This is a genomic window from Actinoallomurus sp. CA-150999 (genome assembly GCF_050942425.1).
In the GTDB taxonomy this organism is placed as follows: domain Bacteria; phylum Actinomycetota; class Actinomycetes; order Streptosporangiales; family Streptosporangiaceae; genus Actinoallomurus.
Window position 1 is genome coordinate 7,794,747 of the sequence record NZ_CP192063.1, and the last position, 20,020, is coordinate 7,814,766.

17 protein-coding genes are annotated in these 20,020 nt (G+C 71.2%); 10 read left to right on the plus strand and 7 right to left on the minus strand.

The genetic code is table 11. The features are described 5' to 3' along the window. Genes ACQP2O_RS36045 through ACQP2O_RS36055 form a run of 3 tightly spaced genes read left to right on the plus strand, consistent with a single transcriptional unit; the run spans position 1 to position 3,576 of the window. Positions 1-1,212, plus strand: coding sequence for a M23 family metallopeptidase (locus tag ACQP2O_RS36045; RefSeq protein ID WP_433173057.1), 1,212 nt, complete (start codon positions 1-3; stop codon positions 1,210-1,212). After that, positions 1,199-2,104 (plus strand): hypothetical protein, encoded by a 906-nt coding sequence (locus ACQP2O_RS36050; protein ID WP_433173059.1) that lies wholly within the window; start codon positions 1,199-1,201, stop codon positions 2,102-2,104. The genes ACQP2O_RS36045 and ACQP2O_RS36050 overlap by 14 nt, the downstream gene beginning before the upstream one ends. After that, complete coding sequence (locus ACQP2O_RS36055; protein ID WP_433173061.1) at positions 2,101-3,576, plus strand: NADH-ubiquinone oxidoreductase-F iron-sulfur binding region domain-containing protein; 1,476 nt, start codon at positions 2,101-2,103, stop codon at positions 3,574-3,576. Before ACQP2O_RS36050 ends, ACQP2O_RS36055 begins: the two co-directional genes overlap by 4 nt. A gap of 86 nt (positions 3,577-3,662) precedes the next feature. On the opposite strand, the gene ACQP2O_RS36060 is transcribed toward ACQP2O_RS36055, so the two are convergent. Then, positions 3,663-4,502 carry an NAD(P)H-binding protein gene (locus ACQP2O_RS36060; protein ID WP_433173063.1) on the minus strand — a complete coding sequence of 280 codons (840 nt, stop codon included), beginning with the start codon at positions 4,500-4,502 and terminating at the stop codon, positions 3,663-3,665. Positions 4,503-4,633: 131 nt separating this feature from the next. Between ACQP2O_RS36060 and ACQP2O_RS36065 the strand changes: the two genes are divergently transcribed. Then, positions 4,634-5,629 (plus strand): AraC family transcriptional regulator, encoded by a 996-nt coding sequence (locus ACQP2O_RS36065; RefSeq protein ID WP_433173065.1) that lies wholly within the window; start codon positions 4,634-4,636, stop codon positions 5,627-5,629. Between the two features lie 97 nt (positions 5,630-5,726). Here the strand turns inward: ACQP2O_RS36065 and ACQP2O_RS36070 are convergent, their stop codons facing one another. Next, positions 5,727-6,200: a MarR family winged helix-turn-helix transcriptional regulator gene (locus ACQP2O_RS36070; RefSeq protein WP_433173067.1), complete on the minus strand. Its 474-nt coding sequence runs from the start codon at positions 6,198-6,200 to the stop codon at positions 5,727-5,729. Positions 6,201-6,289: 89 nt separating this feature from the next. On the opposite strand from ACQP2O_RS36070, the gene ACQP2O_RS36075 reads away from it, so the two are divergent. After that, positions 6,290-6,727 (plus strand): DoxX family protein, encoded by a 438-nt coding sequence (locus ACQP2O_RS36075; RefSeq protein ID WP_433173069.1) that lies wholly within the window; start codon positions 6,290-6,292, stop codon positions 6,725-6,727. A gap of 195 nt (positions 6,728-6,922) precedes the next feature. Here the strand turns inward: ACQP2O_RS36075 and ACQP2O_RS36080 are convergent, their stop codons facing one another. Then, the gene (locus tag ACQP2O_RS36080) at positions 6,923-8,107 is read right to left on the minus strand and encodes an MFS transporter (protein ID WP_433173071.1); all 1,185 of its coding nucleotides are present in this window, start codon (positions 8,105-8,107) and stop codon (positions 6,923-6,925) included. A gap of 99 nt (positions 8,108-8,206) precedes the next feature. Here ACQP2O_RS36080 and ACQP2O_RS36085 point away from each other — a divergent pair, with 99 nt between their 5' ends. Further along, complete coding sequence (locus ACQP2O_RS36085; protein ID WP_433173073.1) at positions 8,207-9,292, plus strand: DUF5937 family protein; 1,086 nt, start codon at positions 8,207-8,209, stop codon at positions 9,290-9,292. Positions 9,293-9,494: 202 nt separating this feature from the next. On the opposite strand, the gene ACQP2O_RS36090 is transcribed toward ACQP2O_RS36085, so the two are convergent. The 3 genes from ACQP2O_RS36090 to ACQP2O_RS36100 all read right to left on the minus strand — a co-directional run bounded on the left by ACQP2O_RS36090 (position 9,495) and on the right by ACQP2O_RS36100 (position 14,573). After that, the gene (locus ACQP2O_RS36090) at positions 9,495-10,496 is read right to left on the minus strand and encodes an ROK family protein (protein ID WP_433173075.1); all 1,002 of its coding nucleotides are present in this window, start codon (positions 10,494-10,496) and stop codon (positions 9,495-9,497) included. A 111-nt stretch (positions 10,497-10,607) separates the two neighbouring features. Then, positions 10,608-11,492: an SAM-dependent methyltransferase gene (locus ACQP2O_RS36095; RefSeq protein WP_433173077.1), complete on the minus strand. Its 885-nt coding sequence runs from the start codon at positions 11,490-11,492 to the stop codon at positions 10,608-10,610. Between the two features lie 102 nt (positions 11,493-11,594). Beyond that, complete coding sequence (locus tag ACQP2O_RS36100) at positions 11,595-14,573, minus strand: FHA domain-containing protein (protein WP_433173078.1); 2,979 nt, start codon at positions 14,571-14,573, stop codon at positions 11,595-11,597. Positions 14,574-14,851: 278 nt separating this feature from the next. Between ACQP2O_RS36100 and ACQP2O_RS36105 the strand changes: the two genes are divergently transcribed. Next, positions 14,852-16,465 carry an MFS transporter gene (locus tag ACQP2O_RS36105; protein ID WP_433173080.1) on the plus strand — a complete coding sequence of 538 codons (1,614 nt, stop codon included), beginning with the start codon at positions 14,852-14,854 and terminating at the stop codon, positions 16,463-16,465. 40 nt (positions 16,466-16,505) lie between these two features. Here ACQP2O_RS36105 and ACQP2O_RS36110 read toward each other — a convergent pair whose 3' ends face one another. Beyond that, complete coding sequence (locus tag ACQP2O_RS36110) at positions 16,506-17,006, minus strand: protein-tyrosine phosphatase family protein (RefSeq protein WP_433173082.1); 501 nt, start codon at positions 17,004-17,006, stop codon at positions 16,506-16,508. A 187-nt stretch (positions 17,007-17,193) separates the two neighbouring features. Here ACQP2O_RS36110 and ACQP2O_RS36115 point away from each other — a divergent pair, with 187 nt between their 5' ends. The 3 genes from ACQP2O_RS36115 (at position 17,194) to ACQP2O_RS36125 (ending at position 20,019) form a co-directional block, all read left to right on the plus strand. Beyond that, positions 17,194-17,859, plus strand: a complete 666-nt coding sequence (locus ACQP2O_RS36115; protein WP_433173084.1) for a DUF402 domain-containing protein — start codon at positions 17,194-17,196, stop codon at positions 17,857-17,859. 112 nt (positions 17,860-17,971) lie between these two features. Further along, the gene (locus tag ACQP2O_RS36120) at positions 17,972-18,373 is read left to right on the plus strand and encodes a hypothetical protein (RefSeq protein WP_433173086.1); all 402 of its coding nucleotides are present in this window, start codon (positions 17,972-17,974) and stop codon (positions 18,371-18,373) included. After that, entirely contained in the window at positions 18,370-20,019 is a 1,650-nt protein-coding gene (locus ACQP2O_RS36125; protein ID WP_433173088.1) for a protein kinase domain-containing protein, read from the plus strand. Before ACQP2O_RS36120 ends, ACQP2O_RS36125 begins: the two co-directional genes overlap by 4 nt. The last annotated feature ends 1 nt before the right edge of the window (position 20,020 follow it).

The following is a 20,020-nucleotide window of genomic DNA, read 5'->3' on the forward strand; positions in this document are numbered from 1 at the left end:
ATGCCGAGGACTCACCGAAGGCACGGACGGCTCGGCCCCCCACGGCGCCGGAGGCCGGCGGCGTCGCTGGGCGACCGGGTCTCCGCCCTGGGCAGCGTGGTCGTCATCGCGGTGGGACTGATGCTCGCCGCGATCGTCGAGCAGGTCGTCATGCCGCCGTCCGCCCGGCACCCGGTCGCCGAACGACGCCGCGTCCACGCGACGCCCACGCGCACGCACCGTCCGGCCTCCGCCCATCCCTCACCGTCCCGGATCCCGGTCAGCCCGGCGACTCAGCTGAGCCGGAAGGTGGAGAAGGTGGCACTCGCCGAGCGCAGCCCCATGGTCCGGCGCAACTACGGCGTCGGGACCCTGAACACCCCCATCGTGCGGCTGAGCAGGATGGACAGCCGTGACGACTGGGCGTTCGGTACCGCGACGATCCCCCCGCCATCGGATATGACGGTCATGCCGGAGTCATCCGTCTTTCTCGCGCAGATGACGGGGACCGGCTGGGACGTCGCCCTCGCCGGGACCCCGGAGTTCGCCGCCCTGCTGAAGAAGGCGCCGGCCTCCGTCGTGTCGGACGGCGAGCGGCCGGTGCTGGCGAAGTTCAGCGCGGCGGCCGACACGCCGCTCGACACGGGCCTCATGCTGCCGTGGGGCATCGGGCAGTCCTGGTCCCTCCTCGCCTCGGACAAGGGCGTGTCGGGCTTCGACGGCGGAGACGGGCGCGTCCTCGCCCCCGGCGACGGCCGGATCTACCGGCTGTGCTCCTCCGCGCCCGGCCACGGACTCGTGCTCCTGATCCACCCGAACGGGCTGGCGAGCGAGTACTACCAGCTCAGCGACGTCACGCGGGTGCGCGACGGCAGCCTCGTGAAGCGCGGCGACTACCTCGGCCGCACCGGCACCGAGCAGCCGTGCGGAGGCGGGGAGGCACCGCAGCGGATGGTCCGGTTCGCGCTCAGCGACGCGGACGGCCCGATGCGCCTGGACCGGCTCCAGCTCGGCGGCTGGACCCTGCGGGAGACGCCGGCGGCGACCTTCGCCGAGCGCGCCGGTGTCCGCGTCGACGCGGACAACCCGCTGCTCAACTTCGGCGTGATGCCGACCTCACCGGCCGTACCGTCCGGGAGCCCCTCCCCCTCCGGCACGCCGAAGTCCGGTTCGCCGAGCGTGCGGGTCCCGAACCTCCCCCTCCCCGGTGAGAGCCCCAATGGCAGCCTCTGAGCGGGTCTCCGGCCCGCGGCACGCCCCCCGGGAGACCGGGGCGCGGCGCCGCCGGGCGCGGGACCGTCCCCCCCGAAGACCCGGCCGCGCCCGGGCGACGCTGGTCACGCTGCTGCTCCTCGCCTTCGTGCTGGTGGTCGGCCGGACGTCGCAGGGCGCCGCCCTGGTCGTGCGGCTCCGGGCGTTCCTGGAGTTCTACGTCGGCGTGTTCGCGCTCCTGGCGGCGACCGCCGCGGTCGTCGCCGGCGTGGCCGCCGCGCAGCGGACCCTGCCGATCGGCCTGCGCATCCTCGCCCAGGGCGCCCACCGCGCGACCGCGGTGATGGCCGTCGGCTTCCTCGCCACGCACATCGTCTTGAAGGTCATGGAGGCGCACGCGAGCGTGCTGGACGCGTTCCTGCCCTTCACCGGCCACGGGCGCCGCGCCGTCCTGGTCGGCCTGGGCACCATCGCGGGCGACCTGCTGGTCGTCATCCTCGGCACCGGGGTGCTGCGCGGCCGTTTCGTCGGCATCACCCGGCCGTGGATGTGGCGCACCGTGCACGCGCTCGCGTACGTGATGTGGCCCCTGGCGATCGTCCACGGTCTGATGGCGGGCCGTCCACCGAAGGCCTGGGTCACGTGGAGCTACATCGTCTGCGCCGTCCTGGTACTGATCGCGGCGACGGGCCGGCTGCCGCGCCTGGCCCGGGACCGGCGCATGCTCCGCGCCCGCAAGGTCCGGGGCGACGGCCGGGTGACGGGCGGCGACGATGGACCGCGCCACGGCGGCGCCGACCCCCGCGTCGACGCGAGCACCAGGAGCTCCGCGGACAACGGCGAACTGCCCGACGAGGAGTTCTGGGCGGCGCTGCGCGCGGAGACCGCGCCGTGGCTCGGTGACCGCAAATGATGGACTACCGGTACGTGGGGCCGCCGCGCCTCGGCCGCGGACTCCACCGTCACCAGCGGATCGACCAGACCGCACACCGGGAGATCCACGGGGAGTTCCGGCGGCGGAGCGTGCGCGAGCTGATCGCGCTGGCGGAGAAGGTCGACCTGCGCGGCCGAGGCGGCGCCGCCTTCCCCTTCGCCCGCAAGGTCAAGGCGGTGGTCTCGGCCGCCCGCCGCCAGGACGCCCAGACCGTGGTCCTCGTCAACGCCACCGAGGGTGAGCCCGCCAGCGCCAAGGACAAGCTGCTGATGGCCCGCACCCCGCACCTCATCCTGGACGGCGCGATGCTCGCCGCCCTCGCGCTCGGCGCCCGCGAGGTCGTCATCGGCGTGACCGACGGCGGCCGGGCCGGCCGGTCCATCCGCAGCGCGGTCGTGGAGAGCAACCTCGGCGGGTTCATCCGCGTCGTCCGGCTGCCGGAACGCTTCGTCACCGGTGAGGGCGGCGCGCTCGTCAACGGCGTCAACGGCAATCCCGCGCTCCCGCCGGGCCGCAAGGTACGGGCCGCGGAGCGTGGCGTGGACGGACTGCCCACCCTGCTGTCCAACGCCGAGACGTTCGCCCAGCTCGCGCTGCTCTCCCAGCTCGGGCCGGACCTGTACGCGGCGATCGGGACCGCCGAAGAGCCCGGGACCGTCCTCATGACCGTCTGGGGATCCAGCGGACGGCCGGTCGTCGTCGAGGCCCCCGCCGGCACCCCGCTGTTCCAGGTGCTCGACCTGTGCCGGGCGGACGTCGGCCAAGGTGTCCTGATGGGCGGCTACCACGGCGCGTGGCTCCCGCCCGCCGCCGCCAACCGGGCGCTGGTGTCGCGGGAGGACATCGCCAAGGCCGGCGCGAGCCTGGGTGCGGGCATCATCCTGCCGCTCGCCCCGGACGTGTGCCCGCTCGGCGAGGTCGCCCGGGTCGCCGCCTACATGGGCCTGGAAACCGCCGGGCAGTGCGGCCCCTGCCGCCTCGGGCTGCCCGCCCTCGCTCGGTCGCTGCGCGCGCTGGCGGAGGGCGACTCGCGGTCCGACGCCCTGTCGGCCGTACGGCAGGGCATGCAGGTCGTGAAGGGACGCGGGGCCTGCCATCACCCGGACGGCACGTCCCGCTTCATCGCCTCGGCCCTCGAGGTGTTCGCAGAGGACGTCACGGTCCACCTGGCCGACGGGACCTGCGGCCGGCCGGTACGCGGCCTGCTGCCGATCGACGGCGAAGAGGCGGCCGCGGAAGAGGTCGAGGACACCGGGCTGCGGCTGACGGTGGACTGGGCCCGCTGCGCCGGGCACGGCCTGTGCGGGCACCTCGTCCCCGACCTCGTGAGCCTGGACGAGTTCGGCTTCCCGGTCGTCGAGAGCAAGACGGTGCCGCAGCGGCTGCTCCGGCAGGCCCACCAGGCGATCGACATGTGCCCCGCCCTCGCCCTGCGCCTCAAGAACCCGTGACGGTCCGCTGACGGGCAGGCGCGTAAGCCGGGCGGCCACCGCACAGGCGACCGATCAGCGGGTAAGTCAGGGGCACCCCGAACGGGTCACCGGGCCCATACCTCCTTGGCGTACGCTTCCAACCCGCGAGGCGGGTTCCCGGTGAGCCGGTGAAGGTCGTCGGTGACGGTCGCGTACACGCCGGTCCTGACCTCCTCGAACAGGTGCAGCATGTGATCGATCCAGGCATCGGGACGGCCTGACCTGGCGAAGTAGGCACGGTGTTGTGGCACCGTGGCCGGGACGTGACGGATCAGGCGGCCGGAGGCCGTGGCCAGCACCTCGGCGACGCGGCCGAACGTGATCGCCTCCGGGCCGGTGATGGTGTAGCACCGCCCGTCGTGGCCGTCCTCCGTCAGCACGGCGACGGCTGCGGCGGCGACGTCCCGGGCGTCGACGAAACCGACCAGGCCGTCACCACTGGAGGCGTACAGTTCGCAGTCCTCGCGGAGCGCCCGAGCGAACACCCATTCGTCCTCGTCGAAGTTCTGCAGCAGCCAGCTCGGCCGCAGGATCGTCCATGCCCTTCCGGAGTGCTGCACCGCCAGCTCCACGGCGCGCCGCGGCGTATCGGCCGGAGTGCGTCCGACGGCGGCTACGGACATGAACACCACGCGGCGCGCCCGCGGAGCCGATGCGATCAATCGGGCGAAGAGCCGATCGGCGTGGGGATCGCTGTCCAGGCCCTTGAGGAACAGAGTGTCGGCGTCGCCCAGCGCCGGCTCCCAGGTGGTCTGATCGTGCCAGTCGAACAGCACCGGCGTCACTCCGGGCGACGGCTCGCCAGGATGGCGGCCTGCCGCGCGTACCGGCACTCCGGCGGCCGCCAGTGCCTCGACCACGCGCCGTCCGGCCTTGCCCGTGGCGCCTTCGACCCATACCGTCATCGCGTTCTCCTCCTCGGATGTCGATCACCCGTACGGACGCCACGATAGGCACGGCAGGCGAGACGCATAATGGCTCAGAATCTCTATTCATTGTCTGTGCGTCTCATCGGCGCTGACGTTACCGTCACACCGTGGACGTACTCGCGGACATCCTGACCGCCATCCGCGTCGGGCGGCCGGTCGCGGCGCACACTCAGGCGGACGCACCCTGGGGACTGCGCTTCGACCACGTCACCGGCGCCGCCTTCCACGTCGTTCTCGAGGGCACGTGCCGGCTGACCCCGCTGCCCGACCGGCGGGACCGGCAAGGGCCCGGCGAAGACACGGGATTCGAACCCGTCGCCCTCGGCCCTGGGGACGTGGTGCTGCTGTGCCGCGGTCTGCCGCACACGCTGGCATCCTCGCCCGGGGCGCCCCTCACCGGCTTCTCGCCGCAACGGGAGTTCGCCTCCGCGCCGTACGGTCGGATGACCGTGCCCGGCCACGGCCCGCGCTCGACGATCGTGTGCGGCGCCTATCGGCTGGAGCGGAGGCAGCCGCATCCGTTGCTGCGCGACCTGCCCGAGGTTCTGCATCTGCCCGCACTACCGGGCCGTCACACCGGCCTACGGGCGATGGTCGAGTTGCTCAGCGAGGAACTGCGGACAGGGCCGTCCGGCGCGGCGGCGGTGGTCCCGTCGCTGGTGGACGCTCTCCTGGTGTACATGCTCCGCGCCTGGCTGCGTGAGTCCGACGGTGCCTCCGGCTGGTCCGCGGCGCTCGCCGACCCGGTGACCTCCCGGGCGCTCGCCGCCATGCACACCGAACCCGCGTACCCGTGGACCGTCGAGCGGCTCGGCGCCGTGGCAGGCCTGTCTCGTGCCGCGTTCGCCCGCCGGTTCACCACCCTCGCCGGGGAGGCGCCGCTGACGTACCTCACCCGCTGGCGGATGACCGTCGCCGCCCGGCTGCTGCGCGACACCGACCACACCCTCGCGCAGATCGCCAAGGACGTCGGGTACGGTTCCGCGTTCGCCTTCGCAAAAGCCTTCCGTCGCGAATACGCCACCACACCGGGCGGCTTCCGCACCTCGATCCGGACCGGCACGGAACGAAGCGCTCCTGATCACTCCGGTCGACCGGAGTGAGGTGTTCGAGCGCGTGACCTTCCCGTGGGGACCTCGGGTCGTCGTATCGGGCGCTGGCCGGATCCAGCCCGAGCCGTGTCTCGCACCGAGAGCCGGATCAGCCGGTCCGGCCTTCCCGTTCGGCGAGGTGGTCGGCGAGGGTCCGGCTGATGGTGCCGAGCCATTGGACCTGCTCGGGGTCGAGCGCGTCGAACAGCGCGCCCCGTACGGCCTCGACATGTCCCGGCGCGGCGGTGGCCAGGGCGGCGAAGCCCTCGTCGGTGAGGACGGCGAGCTGACCGCGCTTGTCGGTCGGGCAGTCCTCGCGGCGCACCCAGCCGCGCTCCTCGAGCCGCGCGATCGCGTGCGACAGCCGGCTCGCGGAGACGCGGAGACCGTCGGCGAGAACGGACATGCGCAACGCCCGGTCGGGGGTGTCCGAGAGCCGGACCAGGATCTCGTAGTAGGCGTGCGGCATTCCGGAGTCACGACGGAGCTGCGCGTCGACCGCGTCGAGCAGCAGCCGGTGCGCGTTCAGGTAGGCCCGCCAGGTGCGCTGCTCGTCGGGGCTCAGCCATCGTGGTTCGCTCATCAGCACGATTCTAGCCGGGTTGTTGAGCGTTCAAATAGCTGCTAGGTTCCTTGAACGTTCAAGAAACCGGCACTCAGGAGGACCCGCTCATGTCCCGCCGTATCCCGCCGCCCGTGGTCGATGTGGCCCTGCTCGTCGCCCGTGTCGCGATCGGCGTCGTCTTCGTCGCCCACGGCTGGCAGAAGTTCCACACCAACGGCCTGACCGCGACCGGGCACGCGTTCAAGGCGATGGGCGTCCCGGCCCCGACCCTCTCCGCGTACTACGCCACGTTCGTCGAGCTCGGCGGCGGGATCCTGCTGATCCTCGGGCTGCTCACGCCCATCGCCGGAGCGCTGCTCTTCCTCGACATGGTCGGCGCGTTCCTCACCGTGCACGTCGACAAGGGCCTGTTCGTCGACAAGGGCGGCTACGAGCTCGTCCTCACCCTCGCGGCCGTCACCCTGGCCCTCGCGGTCGTCGGGGCGGGCCGCGTCAGCGCCGACGGCCTGTTCTTCGGCAGGCGCGCCTCGACGAACGCCACCTGATCGATCTTCCCGGCCGCCTACCGCTTCGGCGCGGTGGGCGGCCGCGTGCTATGTGGTGACCTAGTCGGGATTGAGGAACATCCATGTCAGATCGTGCGCTAAGCCGTCGTCGCGGGATCGTGCCCGCGGTCGTGCATCTGCCCGCCGGAAAGGTGTGGTAGCGGCCGTTCCGTAGTGCCTCGTGATCGAGCCCGCTCAGCGGGCGACGGCGGAGGCGGAGAGGAGCGTCGCGGCGGCGAGGCTGCCCCAGAGGGCAGCCGGGCCGTGGGGTGCGAGAGCGGTGATGACCGCTGGGGAGACGGCGAGGCCGAACCCCGTGGAGAGCTGGAAGCGGGAGAGAGCGCGTCCCAGGACATGGGCCGGGGCGAGGGCGGTGACGAGCGCGGTGGCGCTGCCGGCATAGATGATCTCGCCGAGGGTGCAGAACACGGACACTGCGGCGACGGCCGGGGCACCCCAGCCGTGTCCCAGGGAGGTGGCCGCGAGGAAGCCGAGGTAGGACGCGGTGGCCACCACGCCGGCGATTGCCAGCACGGACCGGCGGGGGAAGCGGGACGTCAGGACGGTGACCGGGATCTGCAGGGTGACCACCATCACCGTGTTGGTCACGAAGATGGCCGCCGGCCACATCGGGGAGGCGTGCATCTGCGTCACCAGGACCAGAGGGAGCGCGACTTCGGTGACGTTGAGGCAGAAGGCGTAGATCACGTTGGCGGCCAGCAGCGCGCGCATCCGGGGTGCGGGCTCGTCGTCGTTGTCCTTGGCCGGGGTAGCGGCCGGGTGAGCGTTCACGTGGACCGACCATGCCAAGGCCGCCGCGGCGAGGTAGGCGAGCCCGGTGACGGCTGCCAGCGCCTGCAATGCGGTGGTGCCGCCTGCCAGGCATGCGGTGGCGAGGAGTCCACCGGCGCCCAGGCCGGCGTTGCGCAGGGCACGGCCCCCTGCGAGGGCGGCGTCGCGTTCCCGGCCGTGGGCGACCGTGGCCACGAGAGCCGCGTGGGCGGCCGGCCATGCCTGGTTGCCGATGCCGAGGAAGAGTGCCGCCGTCGCGAACAGCCAGAGGTGCCCCGCCGGGGTGGCCAGCAGCAGCGCCACGCCCAGCACCCGCACCAGCATCGACGCCGCCACGACCGTGCTGCGTGCGCCGCGGTCCAGCCATCGACCCACCGCGGGCATGCACACCAGACCCGCGACGGCGCCTGCCGTCATGGCGGTGCCGGTGGCCGGCGCGGACAGCCTCAGCACCGTCACGCCGTAGAGCAGCAGAAAGGGCCGCAGCAGGCCGGTGCCGAGCGCGTCCACGGCCAGGGCGACGGCGTAACGGGGGCCTCCGGAGGCACGGAGAAGGGCGCGGGGCCGGATTCTGGTGGTGGTTGCCATGGCGCCAACGGTTGTGTGGGGCGCCGGATGCGGCACGCCGGTTGACGGACATCGTCAACCGGCGCCGCCGCCAGCCGTCCGACCAGCGATGATGGGGGGATGACGCTGCGCATCGACATCACCGGGCTACCGGCCGAGCGGCTGCGGTTCGCCGCCTCCCCGCTGGCCGAGCTGACCGCGATGTTGCACGTCCTGGCCGAACCCGGGCATCACCCGCGGCTCGCCGGCTGGGCCGGGGACGTCTGGGCCGGGCTGCCGCCGGAGCTGGCCGAGCGGTTGCGGGAGGCGGAGTTCCTCTGGCGTTCCTCACGAGCCGATTTCCTGGTCCCCGCCCGGCCTCGGCAGACCCTCGCCGAGGAGTTGGACGATGTGGACCGGATCGACGACGAGACCTATGTGACCGCCGCGCTCACCACCACGTGCGGCAGCAACCGGGTCCACTTCGCCGCGCCGTCGCCGCTCGCCGACGCAACCGCGCGCGAGCGGGCCCTGGATCTGGCCCAGGCCCGCGGCGCACTCCAAGAGGCATTCGCGGAACGGCTGCTCGCGGACCCGGCCGCGGTGCGGGCGCGGGTGCGTCACACCCTCGAACAGTGCGCCGAGGCCTTCTTCGACGCCGCCTGGACGGGCGTCGCCGTGCAACTGGCCACCGACCTGCGTCTGAAGAACGACCTGTTGAAGCGCCAGGGCATCAGGGCGGCACTCGCGTCGGTCTCCGGCGCGGTCACCCTGGCACCGGACGGCGACCGCATCATCGTGGACAAACTGCAGGACAAGACGACCGCCGCCCACGGCACCGGGGTCACCTTCATCCCTAGTGACTTCGGCCGCCCGCACCTGGTGGTGGTCCACGCCCCCGGGTGGCAGCCGGTGGTGCAGTACCCCGTGGCCAAGCCGAGTCCGTCAGAGCCGGTGTCGCTGGAAACGGTCACCCTCCGGCTGGAGGCACTCGCACATCCGGCACGACTGCGGCTGCTGCGCACCCTGGCCCGCGGCCCGCACACCACTGGCGAGCTGGCCCACGCCTGGGAACTCTCGCCCCCGGAGGTCTCCCGCCACCTCGCCGTCCTGCGCCGCGCGGGCCTGCTCACAACCCGGCGGCACGGGCGCTACGTCCACTACACCCTCAACCTGCCCGAGATGACGACGCTGGGCACCGACCTGCTGGCGGCCGTCCTGCGCTGAGCAGCTGCGGTATGCCAGAACGCGGGCGACTGCCGCCTTCGCACCATCGTCCGACTCGGCAGGTCACCGGGCAGTACCAGCGCGACTGTCCGGCTGCCCGAGAGCAGCCGGACAGCGGACTGGCTGCACCCGATCCTCCTGTCCGGCCGTGCGGACCAGGGCCTGTCACTCCTCGTCGGCGGCGTGCGGGTCCCTCAACCCCCTAGCCCGGCAGGGTGTCGCGGGCGGCGATGGCGGCGCCGCGGGCGCCGGCCATGTCGAGGTCGGGGACGAGCGCGAACTGCGCGACGCGCTCCTGTTCCTCCCGCAGCACCGTGTGCTCGCGGACCTTGTCCAGGAACCACTGGCGGAACCTCGGCCCGGTCTCGACCACGCCCCCGCCGACGAAGTACGCGCTCGGGTCGGTGAAGTTGGCCGCGATCGTGAACAGCCGGCCGAGCGCGATGGCCTGCTGCTCGAAGATCTTGAGGGCGAGGGGGTCGTCCTTCTCGCCGTATCCGCGCACGAGCTTCGCCGCCTTGCCGAGCGGCTCGGCGCTCAGCGGGTGGTCCGGGAACCGGCTCAGCCAGTACGGCAGCAGGTTGTTGGTGATCCCGGTAAGCGAGGCGACGCTCTCGGCGTCGGCGGAGAAGCCGCAGTTGCAGGCGGGCAGCGGCTGGGCGTCCTGCAGGAGCCCCTCCATCGGGATGTTCACGTGCCCGAGCTCGCCGGCCATCCCGGCGGTGCCCTTGACGACCTTCCCCGCCTCGATCACACCGCCGCCCAGGCCGGTGCCCACGATCGCCGAGATGGACGAGTGCCCGAACGCGTCGGCGCCGAAGTGGGCGTGGTGGGCGTACAGCGCCGCCGCGTTGCCGTCGTTGTTGTAGACGACGGGCAGGCCCAGGTGCTCCTCGAGGGCGGCGCGGATGTCGAAGCCCCACCACTCCGGCTGCGGGAAGTTGGTGGCGCCCTTGCTGGAGATCACCCCGGTCGCGCTCGCCGGTCCGGGGGTGTCCAGGCCGACCGCGCGCACCTGCGCCCGATCGAGACCCGTCACCTTGAGGACTCCGGTCAGGGCCGCAGCGAGGGCCTCGACGGCCACTTCCGGCCCTTCGAGCACCTGGCTGGGTGTTTCCACGAGCCGGTCGACGAGGAACTTCCCAGCGGCGTCCAGCACTGTTGCGTTGTTGCTGGTCCCGCCGTTGTCCAAACCGACAACCACCCACGTCTCCGACATTCCACATCCCCTTTCGGCCCCACGATGGTACGGCTCCGCGGACGGCTCGCACACCATCGCGTTCCGGCAGCGGACCGCGGGCGGCTCCCGGCCAGGTCAGCGACCGGCGCCCTCGCCCGGTCCGGTGGGCGGTTTCACGGCGACGGCACCGTATCCCCAGATGTTCTTGATGCTCTGCTCCAGGATCTCGGGGGGCTCGTCGTCGGGATTCCACCGCCCGGTCAGGCCCGGCTCGACGAATTCGAGCCCGTCGAAGAAACGCTGGATCTCGTCGAAGGTCCGCATGTTCATCGTGGACGAGGCGTTGGCCCAGCCCGCCGAGGCACTCAGGCCGGTCTCCGGATCCGGATCCATCGTCGCGTGCGTCAGCATGAGCATGCTGCCGGGCGCCAGCGCGTCGCACAGCCGCTTCACCAGGCTGTACGGGTCCTCGTCGTCGCGGATGAAGTGCAGGACGGCCACCAGCATCAGGCCGACCGGCCGGTCGAAGTCGATGATCTCCCGCACCTCGGGATGCGCGAGGATCGTCTCCGGCTCGCGCAGGTCGCCCAGGACGATGGTGGTCCGTCCCTGCTGCTCGTCGGACAGCAGTGCCCGGGCGTGGTTCAGCACGATCGGGTCGTGGTCGACGTACGCGACGCGGGCCTCGGGCGACATCTCCTGGGCGACCTCGTGCACGTTGCCGGCGGTCGGGATACCCGTGCCGACGTCGAGGAACTGGGTGATGCCGCGCCGCGCCGCGTAGCGGACCGCACGGCGCAGGAACAGCCGGCTGAGCTTGATGCTCTGCGGCATGTCCGGCATGACGGCGAGCACCTTCTCCACGGCCGCCCGGTCGACGGCGAAGTTGTCCTTGCCGCCCAGCAGATAGTCGTACATGCGGGCCGTGTGCGGCACGGACGTATCGAGCGTCAGGGGCCGGTGGGCCTGCGCGTCGTCGTCGGGCGACGACGCCCAGGGTTCCCTCGATTCGGACGCCATGGCACCTCCAGGTTCGAGCCGCCGGCGGGCGTGGTGATCAACGATACCGAGAGGGGAACACCTGCTGAACCAGCCGGTGTTCCCCCTCTCGCGCGGTACGCGCTACTTGCGCATGACCTCGGGCTCCTGGCGGCGGAGCATCCGCGTGACCAGGAACGTCAGGACCACCGCCTGGACGACCATGATCGCCATGTCGTACGCCCACGTGCCGGTGTCCTGTTTCCACAGCGGGTCCGGTGCCTCGCCCCGGCTGGGGATCAGCACACCGGCGTTGATCGTGCCGGCCATCGCGGCGAGCGCCCACCGGGCCGGAACCAGCCAGGAGACCTGCTCCAGCCCCACCTTGCCGTCGAGGTGCACGAGGGCACCACAGAACACGACCTGGACCAGCGTGGTCATCACCAGGAGCGGCATCGTCATCTCGCTGGTCTTGACCATCGCAGAGATCAGCAGGCCCATGGTCATCGCGGTGAAGGACAGCAGGGCGATCGCGAGCACCAGCTCGATCAGCGGAGTCGTGATCACGCCCTTGTCGTGCGTCTTGACGCCGAGCATGGCCACCAGGGTCAGCACGACGCCCTGCGCGATGGTGACCAGGCCGAGCACGAGCAGTTTCGAGGCGAGATACGCGGATCTGGACAGCCCGACCGCGCGTTCTCGCTGATAGATGGCTCTTTCCTTGACGAGCTCACGCACCGCGTTGGCGGCGCCGGTGAGGCATCCGCCGATGCACAGGATGAGCAGGAGGTTCGCCGCCTGACTGTCATTGCCGGGAGGCGCCAGCAGGTTGCCGGTGGGCACCGCGCGGGCCAGCAGGCCCATGATGATCGGTAGCAGCACGGTGATGCCGAGGAACATCGGGTCGGCCGCGATGCTGCGGCAGTAGCGGCGGATCAGCGTGCTCAGCTGCTCCGGCCAGCTCTGCGCCTTGGGCGGCTGCTCGAAGTTGCCGGCGACCGGGCCGGTCTGCGCGACCGGCTGGACCAGCTCCGCCTGGACGTACCGCTGGTGCTCCTGAGACTGCAGGTAGCGGCCGCCCCAGTCGATGGACGGGTCGTCGAACGCCTGGAACACGTCCGCCCAGTCGTCGAACCCGAGGAACGGCAGCGCCTCCTTCGGCGGGCCGAAGTACGCGATCCGTCCGCCCGGCGCCATGACGAGCAGCCGGTCGCAGATGTCGAGGTTGGCGACGCTGTGGGTGACGACGGCGACCGTACGGCCGTCGTCGGCCAGGCCGCGCAGCATCTGCATGACCGACTTGTCCAGACCCGGGTCGAGGCCGGAGGTGGGCTCGTCGAGGAACAGCAGCGACGGCTTGGTGAGCAGCTCGAGGGCGACGCTGACGCGCTTGCGCTGACCGCCGGACAGCGACGAGACCTTGTTGTCCCGGCGGTGGTCCAGGCCCAGCTCCTTGAGCACCTCGTCGACGCGCGCCTTGCGCTCGCTCTGCCGGGTGTCGTCGGGGAACCGCAGCTCGGCGGCGTAGATGAGCGCCCGGCGTACGGTGAGCTGCGTGTGCAGGATGTCGTCCTGCGGCACGAGCCCGATACGGGAGCGCAGCTCGGCGTAGTCGCGGTACAGGTCGCGTCCGTCGTACGAGACGACGCCCTGGTCGGCCGGGCGCAGGCCGGTGAGCGCGCGCAGCAGCGTCGACTTGCCCGAACCACTCGGGCCGATGACCGCGACCAGGCACTTCTCCCCGAGCGGGAAGGTCACGTGGTCGAGCAGCACCTTGCCCTTGTCGACGGTGACGGTGAGGTCGTGGGCGCTGAGCCGGACCGCACCGGCGTCGACGTACTCCATGAGGACGTCGTCCACCAGGTGGAACGTCGACGGCCCGATGCCGATGATGTCCTGCGGGCCGATCGGCGCGCGCTCGACCCGCCGGCCGTTGACGTAGGTGCCGCTTCGGCTGCCCAGGTCGACGATCTCGTACGTGCCGCCGGCGGAACGCAGTTCGGCGTGCTGGCGGGAGACGCGGAGGTCGGCGACGACCATGTCGTTCTCGGGGCCGCGGCCGATGCGCACCACGTTCGAACCGCCGAGGTTCCGGACGTGCGCGGGCTCGCGGTACTGACCGCTCATCGTCTGCACGATCGGCGACCGCGGGCGCGGACCCTGTGCGGGGTGATGCGTCGGGGCGCTCTGCCAGGCGGGGACGCCGCCGGGACCGGGCGGAGCCGCGTACGGGCCGCTGCCGGGTCCGGAGGGAGCCTGGTACGGGCCGCTGCCGGAGCCCGGCGGAACCTGGGTCGGGACGCCGCCGTATCCGGGCGCCTGCTGCGGCGCGGTCCCGTGCGGGGAGGGCTGCTGCTGGGGCGGCACGGGCGTCCCGGGAGCCATGGTCGGCTGACCCTGACCGGGGTACGCCGCAGGCGGCGGGTACCCGTGCGGCGCCGTGCCGCCCGGCGCGGGCTGCTGAGGAACGTCCGGAGCGGGCGGGTACCCGTGCGGCCCGGTGCCGGCCGCGGGCTGCTGCGGGCCCTCCGGCGCCGGCGGGTAGCCGTACGGCGCGGTGCCACCGGGCGCGGGCTGCTGGGGAACCTCCGGCGCGGGCGGGTAGCCGTGCGGGCCGGTGCCGCTCGCCGCCGCGGGCCGCTGAGGCGTCGGCGGGGGGTACTGTCCGGGACCGCCCGGCTGCGACGGCCCGGCGGGCGCCGAGCCCCAGGGCGAATCCTGCTGGTACGGCGCCCGGGAGCCGGGCGAATCGGCCGGCGGCTGCGGCCGCCCCGGAGCCGCGGCGGGCGCGCCCGCCGCGGGCGTCTGTCCGGGGCCGGGCGGCGCCGCTTGGCCCGCCCGGAAGGTCAGCGGAACGCCCTGCTCGGGATGGCCGAGCCGAATCTCGCTGCCGGGCGCGACCGCGACCCGCTGGATCCGGCGACCGCCCTCGAACGAGCCGTTCGCGCTGCCGTTGTCCTCCAGCACCCACTGACCGGATTCGAATCGAAGGGTCGCGTGCGACCGGGAGACGCCGTCGACGGCGACGACGATCTCCGACCCAGGGTCCCGGCCAACGCGGTAGGTACGTCGTGGATCGAGAGCCACCGACGTGCCGTTGCCCTCCACGACAAGCTGAGTCACGAAACAACCTTCCCGTCACTGCCCCGAAGGCCTGCTGGGTGGCGCGTCGGAGGCGCACATCCGCTGGTCCGACGGTAAACACTAGGGCTTGGTTCCCAGGCGCTGCAATGTTTCGGAAATTCGGTAAGCATCCCCCACGACCGTTATGTCGGATGCGAGAGGTTCATGCCCCTCGGCGCGCCGGATTTGCCCCTGGCCCGCCCATCCTCAATCATTGACCGAATGTCCCCCGAGCCTCAGGAGCCTCACCAGGCGCATCCGGGGAGTGCGGTCGGGCGATGACCACCACTCTGCAGCCGGCACCTACCGCCGACGCTCCACGCACCCGACGGCCCGCCCACCGGCGATGGCTGCTGCATCCGATCGTGCTCGCGACCGCCGCCGCCGCCATTCTCCACCTGCTGTGGGCCAAGTACGCCGCGACCGACGGCGGAGACCTCGCCGCACAGTATGCCTGGACCAGGTTCGCGTTCCGCCATCCCGGCTCCGCGTACGACTTCGCGTGGTACGGCGGCATGCACCCGGCGTCCTACAGCGTTCTCGCGCCGTACCTCATGGCACTGATCGGCGTGCGCACGGCCGCGGTGATCGCCGGCACTCTCTCGGCCGCCCTGGTCGCCCTGATACTCGTCCGCTCGGGGATCCGACGCCCCCTCGCCCCGGCGCTGTGGGGCGCGTTCTCCCTGTCCTGCAACGCCGTGTCCGGCCGCGTCACCTTCGCACTGGGCCTGCTGTTCGGGCTGGCCGCCGTGACCGTGGTGTTCGTCCCCCGGGGCCCCCGGCCGCTCCGCGCCGGCGCCGTCGTCGCCCTCGGGCTACTCGCCACCCTCGCCAGCCCCGTCGCCGGACTGTTCCTGGAGGTCGTCGCCGCCGCGCTGTTCCTCACGCGACGCCGCCAGGCGGCCTACGCCGTCGCCGCCGGCCCGCCCGTGGTCGTCGCGGGGTCCGCGCTGTTCTTCCCCTTCAGCGGCGTCCAGCCGTTCGCCTGGTACCTCGTCGTCGCACCGATCATCGCCTCCCTGGCGCTCGCGAAGTACGCGCCCCGCGAGTGGCGGACCGTACGCATGGGCGCGGTGGTGTACGCGATCGGGACCGTGCTCACCTTCATCATCCCGTCGCAGGTGGGCAGCAACGTCGACCGGATGGCCCTCATCTTCGCGGGCCCGGTCCTGCTGGCCGCCGCGATGCGGCGGCGCATGGCGGTCCTCTACATCGCGTTCGCGGCCACGGTCATCTCGCAGATCGTCCGGCCGGTCTTCGACCTCGTCAACACGGCCGCGAACGTCGGGCACACGGCGAGCCTGGTGAACGAGCTGCGCCGGGTACGCGCCGACCGCGGACGGATCGAGGTCGTCCCGGAGCGCACCCACCTGGAGGCCTCGGCACTGGCCTCGGAGGTCAACCTCGCCCGCGGCTGGAACCGTCAGGCCGACGTGCAGCGCAACGCCGTGTTCTACGACGGCACGCTCACCCCGGACACCTACCACGCGTGGCTACGCCGATGGGCGGTGGGTTATGTCGTGCTGCCATCGGCCCAGCCCGACTGGCAGGCCGAAGAGGAGGCCCGCATCGTCGGCGCGGGCCAGCCCTGGCTGAAGCCGGTATGGAAGAACCGGTACTGGCGCCTGTACCAGGTCACCGACGCCGTCCCCCTCGCCGACCCACCGGCGACCGTGGACCGCGCGCTGGACAACGAACTCGACGTCACCGTCGCGACGAAGGGCTCGGTGCTGATCCGCGTCCCCTGGTCACCCTGGCTGAAGGTCCTCGACGGCCGCCCGGGCTGCCTGGCCAAGTCAGGCGACTGGATCCGCCTGTACGCCCCCGAACCCGGCAAGTACCGCATCGCCGCCCCATACCGCCTCCCCCGCGGCTCCTCCTGCCCCCGCTGACTCCACCGCGCGTCAGCCGCGGATCCGTGGCCGGCCTTGCTCAGGCTTCCAGGCCGGTCAGCAATCTCGCTACGTCGAGTCCGGTGTTCAGGTAGTCGACGAAGAGGGGGTTGTTCAGCGCCCACCTGGATCGGCGGTAGCGGATCAAGAAGATCGCATCATCGGTGGAGTAGCCCATGTTGATGAGGGTTTGGGCGACGACCAGTCCGGAGCGGTTGTATCCGGAGTGGCAGCGTACGAGGACGCGGCGGCCTTCGCTCAGTGCCTCGGTGGCGAGATCTGCCATCCGGCAGATCCAATCGATATGGTCCGGATGCAGCGGCCCGTCGGGCGTCTCAGCGTAGTGATGTTCCACTCCAGCGGCCGGGCCGTGGCCGTCGCGCCGGTAGAGGCTGATCACCAGTTCGAACTCGGTTCCGGCGACGGCAGGTTGTCGAGTGCCTGCCTGGCCCCGATAGTGATGACCGCCCATCCACAGCCGGGTGACGATCTCATCCCATGGAGAGTTCGCGTCGGGCGCTCCACGACCCTTGGTACGCACGGTGTCGCTCCTGCCGGTGCCGCCCGACCGCGTCCAAGGCCGGGAAAGATCAGATGATCACGACATCACCGTACATCCGGCATCCTCGGCTCGTGGATCGACTTCGCCGATCTGCGGGCGGGTGACCCGCTTGTCGGAGCCGCGTGGTGGACGCCGCCGCCGGTATGGCCGTGACAAGATCAAGAGCGTGGCAGTCGATGGAGTTGGAGTCTCGGCGTTCCCCCAGGGATCCACGGTGGTCCACCGGGACGTGCTGCGGGGCAAAGTGTGGTCTGCGGCCCCCTTTCGGGTGATCGAGGACACCGGCACCGTGCTGATGCTCGCCTGCTGGCCGGGCGTCGAGATGCTCGCGCCGACCACCTGGATCCAGTGGCTGCGCACCGGTGACGATGCCGTGCGCAAACAGGCCATCCCGAACCTGGCCTCCGGCCGCTGGGAACTGGACCGGTGGGTCTGGCGGGACACCACCTTGCTCGCGCGATACGAGGCCGGTCAGTACTTCAGCGTCAGCCGATTCTTCGACGCCGGGGGCCACTGCGGCGGCTGGTACGTCGACTTCGTCCGTCCCGTCGAGCGGACTGCCATCGGCATCGACACCTTCGACCTGCTGGTGGACCTGGTCGTGACGGCGGACCTGTCGACCTACCGCTGGAAGGACGAGGACGAATACGCCCAAGGCCGCCGCCTCGGACTGATCGACGACGCACTCCACCAGCGCGTCGAGACCGCACGCCGGCAGGTCGTCTCCCTGGTCGAATCCCGCCAAGGCCCCTTCTCCGACGACTGGTCAGCATGGAAGCGCGACCCGGCCTGGCCCGCGCCGGCACTCCCCCTCGACACGCCCGCCGGCTAGAAGCCGAGGACGCGCGGCCGTGCCACGCATCCAACACACGCGGTGAACTGTTCGGGGTCCGTCGGCGTCTGAATGACGTAGGTCTCGCGATACGGCCCTCCACGGAGTCGGCATGAACGCACTGGATGGCGCAGCGGCGCTCGTCACCATCTGCTCGTTCCTCCTCGCGCTGTGGCAGTTCCTGGAAGCCCGGCATACGAGGCAGACCGAACGAGAGCGGATCGCCCAACAGAGTGAACGGATCCGGAACGCAGTCGCCGCCGCGATCGGGGGCGCAGAGGCCGCGGACCTCATTGTGCAGCGTGCCAAGCAGGAAGGCGCGACCGTCACGGAACTGCAGAACATCGCCCGCACCATGCGGATGCACATGGGCCTGCTGGCTCGCCAGCTCGAACAGGAACACTCGCTGCTCGAAGCCTGGCAACAGGGCAAGCTGTCGAGCAGTTCGAGTCCCCGCGCCGTCCGGAAGGATCACGACCAGCAGCCCGCAGCCACGACGCCGGACCCATCATGAGCATCGCACCTCCGGCGCCCGACGCCGCGGAAGAGTGGCCGGAGAACAACCCGCCCATGCGGCTGGGCTTCTGTAAGCCGATCAGGGTTCGGCGGGGAGGCATGGGACTCGTCTACCTCTGCGAACGCGAGGAGATGAACGACCAGGTCGCGGTCAAGCGCCTCAACGCCGAGCTGAGCTCCATCCCAGGCGTCGCTGAAACATTCCTGCACGAGTGCTATCTCTGGCTGCAACTCGGCCGCCACCCCAACGTCACGACCGCCCTGTCCGCGCACCGGGTTCCGCAGGAGCCGCCTCATCTCGTCTTGGAGTACGTGCCGCGTTCTCTGCGGGACATCATCACCGATCGTCGAATCGGTCTGGCGGAGGCCGTCCGCGTCCTGATCGGCGTCACAGACGGGCTCGCCCACGCCCGGGAGCGTCTCCCCGGGTTCGTCCACGCCGACCTCAAACCGGAGAACATCCTCGTCGGGGCCGACGAAACCGCCAAGATCACAGATCTGGGCCTCGCGCGGACGCTACGAGCAGCCGCCCATACGAACCCGGCGTACAGCTACGAGGGCGGAGGAGGCACTCCGTTGTACATGGCACCCGAGCAGATTCTTCAGGGTGCCCCCACCGAGGCCGGCGACATCTACGCCATCGGATGCGTGGCCCACGAACTGGTCGCGGGCGAGCCGACCTACGGACGCCCGCAGGGCGTCGAGGACTATCTGCTGCGGCACCTGCACCGTGACGCGGTCCCGCTTGACCGCCTACGAAAGGACACACCGGCCGAACTCGCCAGGCTCGTGACGGAGATGCTCGCCAAGAACGCGAACGCCCGGCCCGGCCTCGATCACGTACGGACGACCCTGCGCGCCATCGCCGAGATGCTCGGCTGCCCCGTCCCCATCCCCGATGGCGAGGACGCGGTCACGGGCGATCGTCTTATGGCGGCCCAGGGCCTGCTGAACCTGGGGTACTACGACGAAGCCCTGCAGATGGCGCGCCGCCTGATCGCGGAAAGCGGGGGAGACGCAGAGATCCATGGCCGCATCCTCATCGCCCGGGCACAGGTCGAGCACGAGGAGTACGAGGAGGCGACGAGCGAACTCAACCGGGTCGCCGAACTGCTCGACGATGGAACCTCGGACACATTACGAGCGATGTACTGGACCGAACGGATGCGCGTTGCGGGCAACGGCGAAGACCCGGCCGTGGCCCTGGAGTACGCAGTGGAGGCAATGCATTCAGCCCCGCGGTCATCGGTGGTCTACGCGAACGCCGCAGTGCTGTTCGCAAGGCTGGGCAAACTCGATGAGGCCATCCAAGCCAACTACGCGGCCCTGTCGATCGCCGGGAACCTGGGCTACTTCACCGGCTTGGCGAACCTGTTGCATGAGGCCGGCAGGCCGGAGGAGGGCCTTGAGGTCTGCGACCGCCTGGTCGCCTACCACTCCGCCCTTGGGGTGTCTTACGCGTTTCGCGGCCTCTTCCGCATCATGATCGCCCACGGGGCCATCGACGCCGAGCAGATACGGCTCATCGCGTCGGACCTCAAAACCGCCCTCCACCTCGGTCCACCCGACCTGGAACAGATACAAGTACTCCGCACACTCGTCGAAAGCATGCTGGGTCCGGACTGGCGTAGCCACACCGGATAAC